At 63.9% G+C, this 4,230-nt stretch carries 5 protein-coding genes; 4 read left to right on the top strand and 1 reads right to left on the bottom strand.

Features of this window, described 5'->3' with window-relative positions:
• The coding region (locus U5775_RS38515) for an aromatic amino acid lyase (RefSeq protein WP_322063369.1) at window positions 1-870 on the bottom strand (870 nt) is incomplete at its 3' end.
• Between the two features lie 244 nt (window positions 871-1,114).
• Between U5775_RS38515 and U5775_RS38510 the strand changes: the two genes are divergently transcribed.
• From U5775_RS38510 to U5775_RS38495, 4 genes are all read left to right on the top strand, one after another.
• Entirely contained in the window at window positions 1,115-1,873 is a 759-nt protein-coding gene (locus tag U5775_RS38510) for an ABC transporter substrate-binding protein (protein WP_322063368.1), read from the top strand.
• An 85-nt stretch (window positions 1,874-1,958) separates the two neighbouring features.
• Complete coding sequence (locus tag U5775_RS38505; RefSeq protein ID WP_322063367.1) at window positions 1,959-2,648, top strand: ABC transporter permease; 690 nt, start codon at window positions 1,959-1,961, stop codon at window positions 2,646-2,648.
• Window positions 2,645-3,358, top strand: coding sequence for an ABC transporter permease (locus U5775_RS38500; RefSeq protein ID WP_322063366.1), 714 nt, complete (start codon window positions 2,645-2,647; stop codon window positions 3,356-3,358). The genes U5775_RS38505 and U5775_RS38500 overlap by 4 nt, the downstream gene beginning before the upstream one ends.
• 31 nt (window positions 3,359-3,389) lie before the next feature.
• A complete protein-coding gene (locus U5775_RS38495; protein WP_322063365.1) occupies window positions 3,390-4,157 on the top strand; it encodes an ABC transporter ATP-binding protein in 768 nt (255 codons plus the stop codon).
• Window positions 4,158-4,230 lie beyond the last annotated feature (73 nt).

Here is a 4,230-nt window from a genome sequence, read left to right as displayed (position 1 = left end):
TACCTGGGGCTGGCAGCGCAGCGAGTACGGGTCCTGGACCTTGCCGCAGTCGCGGTGCGAGAGATTGATCGACGAGCCGTCGAGCAGCGTGCGGTAGGCCGAAGCGGCTTCGATCTGGCCGCGATGGCCGCGCAGTTCGTGGATGCGCGCGTCGAACGGCTTGACCGAGCCGGCCGCCGCGTCCACGCAGAGCGCGCCGGAGACGAGCGCCGTGCGGTAGAGGTCTTCGATCGCAAACATGTTGTAGAGCGCGAGCGCCGTGGAAGCCTGCGTGCCGTTCAGCAGCGCGAGACCTTCCTTGGCCTGCAGCGCGATCGGCTTGAGGCCGGCCAGGCGCAGACCTTCTTCCGCGCTCATGCGCTCGCCCTTCGCGAACACGTCGCCCACGCCCAGCAACACGGCCGACATGTGCGAGAGCGGCGCCAGGTCGCCCGACGCACCCACCGAGCCCTTCACCGGAATCACGGGCAGGACGTCCGCATTGAACAACGTAATGAGCGTTTCCATCACTTCGCGGCGGATGCCCGAATGGCCGCGGCCGAGGCTCGAAAGCTTCAGCGCCATCATCAGGCGCACGACCGGCAGCGACATCGGCTCGCCCACGCCCACCGCGTGCGAGAGCACCAGATTGCGCTGCAGCAGTTCGAGCTGCTCGCGCGGGATATGCGTGCTCGCGAGACGCCCGAAACCCGTGTTGATGCCGTAGGCCGGCTCACCCTTGGCCGTGATCTCGGCAACGGTGCGCGCGCTCGCGTCGATGGCGGCAAAGCTCGCCGGATCGAGCTGGAGCTTGACGCTGCTGCTGTCCGCTGCGCGCGCGATCTGGCGCAGTTGCGTGAGGGTCAGATGGCCGGGAGTCAGGGTAATCATCGCAGTAACCAGGTTGTATGGACAAGATGGCGCCAGCTTACACAAAACGACTTGTCTATACAAGCTGATTACACTCCATGTATACCCTCGCCATTCCCGGCTAACGCTGGAATTACGGGCCCTTTCGGTTAAGGAACAGTGACCTTCCCCCAGGTGATAACACCGATTGCCGGTCCCTCGTCCAGTCGTTAATTTGTATAGACAACTCGCTGCTGCCTTGCAGAATATTCCGCCTGGAGACGTAATGAAGAAACTTGCCCTGTGTGTCGCACTCGCCCTTGCTGCGGGCGGCACCTATGCGAAAGACTGGTCCACCATCCGCTTCGGCACGGACGCCAGTTACGCGCCGTTCGAGTCGAAGGCACCCGATGGCAAGCTGGTCGGCTTCGACATCGACCTCGGCAACGAGATCTGCAAGCGCCTGAACGCGAAGTGCGTCTGGGTCGAGCAGGACTTCGACGGCATGATCCCGGGCCTCAAAGCGAAGAAGTTCGACGGCGCGCTCTCCGCGCTCACGGTCACGCCGCAACGCGAGCAGCAGATCGCCTTCACCGTGAAGCTCTACGACACGCCCACGCGCCTCGTCGCGAAGAAGGGCTCGACCTTGCAGCCGACCGTCGAGTCGCTCAAGGGCAAGTCGGTGGGCGTCGAGCAGGGCTCCACCCAGGAAACGTATGCCAAGCAAAACTGGGCCACGCAGGGCGTCAACGTCATCACCTACCAGAACCAGGACCAGGTCTATCTGGACCTGAACTCGGGCCGCCTGGACGCCGCGCTGCAGGACGAAGTGCAAGCCGACCTCGGCTTCCTGAAGACGGCGCGCGGCGCGGGCTTCCAGTTCGCGGGCAAGGAAATCCCCACGGGCGCCGCGGCCATCGGCCTGCGCAAGGACGACGCCGACCTCAAGGCGAAGATCGACAAGACGATCGCCGACATGATCAAGGACGGCACGTACAAGAAGATCGAGTCGAAGTATTTCGACTTCGATGTCTACGGCGGCTAGACGCGCTTGCCTCATCTGTATCAACACGGGCGCGCCCGCCACGCCGCTGTGCGGCAGGCGCCCCGTCATTGAAGGACGTCCACCCATGCTCTTCCAAGGCTTCGGCCCTCTCCTCCTCGCGGGCACGCTGGAAACCATCAAGCTCGCGCTGCTCTCGCTCGCCGCCGCGTTCCTGCTGGGACTCGCGGGCGCCGCCGCAAAGCTCTCGCCCAACCGCGTGATCTCGCGCATCGGCACGATGTACACGACGCTGATCCGCGCGGTGCCCGATCTCGTGCTCATGCTGCTGCTGTTCTACAGCATCCAGATCTGGCTGAACCACCTGACCGACGCGATGGGCATGGACCAGATCGACATCGACCCGTTCGTGGCCGGCGTCATCACGCTCGGCTTCATCTACGGCGCGTATTTCACCGAGACCTTCCGCGGCGCCTTTCTGGCCGTGCCGCGCGGTCAGATCGAGGCCGGCTTCGCCTACGGCATGAGCTCCACGCGCGTGTTCACGCGCATCCTGTTCCCGCAGATGATGCGTTTCGCGCTGCCCGGCATCGGCAATAACTGGCAGGTGCTCGTGAAGGCGACGGCGCTCGTCTCGATCATCGGCCTCGCCGACGTGGTGAAGGCCGCGCAGGATGCGGGCAAAGCCACCCAGCAGTTTTTCTTCTTCACGCTCGCGACCGGCGCGATCTATCTCGTCATCACCACTGTTTCCAACCTGGCATTGCACCGCCTCGAAAAGCGTTACTCGACCGGTGTGCGGAGGGCCGCGCTGTGATCGAACTCATTCAGCAATACTGGCCGAACTACCTCTATAGCGACGGCTTCAACTACAGCGGCCTCGTCATCACGCTCTGGCTGCTGGTGATCTCGATCGTGCTGGGCTTCGCGCTCGCGGTGCCGCTCGCCATTGCGCGCGCCTCGCGCAATCCGTGGCTTTCGCGCCCGGTCTGGCTCTACACCTACGTGTTTCGCGGCACGCCGCTCTATGTTCAGCTGCTGCTCTGCTACACCGGCATCTACAGCCTGCATTATGTTCATGAGCACGCGCTGCTTGGCGAATTCTTCCGGAGTGCGATGAATTGCACGCTGCTCGCGTTCACACTCAACGAGTGCGCCTACGCCACCGAGATCTTCGCCGGGTCGATTCGCGAGACCCCGCATGGCGAGATCGAAGCGGGCCTCGCCTACGGCATGTCGAAGTACAAGCTCTACACGCGCGTGATCCTGCCCTCGGCCCTGCGCCGCGCGCTGCCCGCGTACAGCAACGAAGTGATCCTGATGCTGCACGCCACGACGCTCGCGTTCACCGCGACCGTGCCCGACATCCTCAAAGTGGCGCGCGATGCGAATTCCGCCACCTATATGACCTTCCAGGCCTACGGCATTGCGGCCGCGCTCTACGCGACGATCGTCTTCGCCCTGATCTGGGCTTTCCGCCGCATGGAAACCCGTATGCTGGCTTACCTGAAACCGCAAGGGCACTGAACGCGTTCCGCGCTGATGGAGTGGATTAAGAATGTACAAGCTGATTGTCGATGACCTGCACAAGAAGTTCGGCGAGAACGAGGTTTTGAAGGGCGTATCGCTCAAGGCGAAAGCCGGCGACGTGATCAGCCTGATCGGGTCGAGCGGCTCGGGCAAGAGCACCTTCCTGCGCTGCATTAACTTCCTCGAATCGCCGTGCTCGGGCCGCATTACCGTGAACGGCGAAGAGATTCGCACGAGCGCCGACCGCGCCGGCTCGCTGCGCGTGAGCGATCCGAAGCAACTGCGGGCCATGCGCACGCGCCTTTCGATGGTGTTCCAGCATTTCAATCTGTGGGCGCACATGACCGTGCTCGAGAACATCATCGAGGCGCCGGTGAGCGTGCTGGGGCTGAGCCGCAGCGAAGCCGAGGAACGCGCGCGCAAGTACCTGGCCAAGGTGGGCCTCGCGAACGGCGTCGAGCACAAGTATCCGTCGCATCTGTCCGGCGGCCAGCAGCAGCGCGTGGCGATCGCCCGCGCGCTGGCCATGGAGCCCGAGGTGATGCTGTTCGACGAGCCCACCTCCGCGCTCGACCCCGAGCTCGTGGGCGAAGTGCTGCGCGTCATGCAGGCGCTCGCGGAAGAAGGCCGCACGATGATCGTCGTCACGCATGAAATGGGCTTCGCGCGCAACGTGTCGAATCACGTCGTCTTCCTGCACAAAGGCAAGATCGAAGAGCAAGGCGACCCCAAGGAAGTGCTCAACGCGCCGCGCAGCGAACGGCTTCAGCAGTTCCTCGCGGGGCGCCTGAAGTAAGCGTCATCCGCAAGCTTCATCCGCGCGGGGGGGGGGGGGGGGGGGGGCGGGGTGTTTGGCGGGGGTGGGTATT

The organism is Paraburkholderia sp. J63 (assembly GCF_905220245.1).
Taxonomy (GTDB): domain Bacteria; phylum Pseudomonadota; class Gammaproteobacteria; order Burkholderiales; family Burkholderiaceae; genus Paraburkholderia.
Note: the sequence above shows the minus strand (reverse complement) of the source record. Positions and strands in the feature narration are given on the sequence as shown.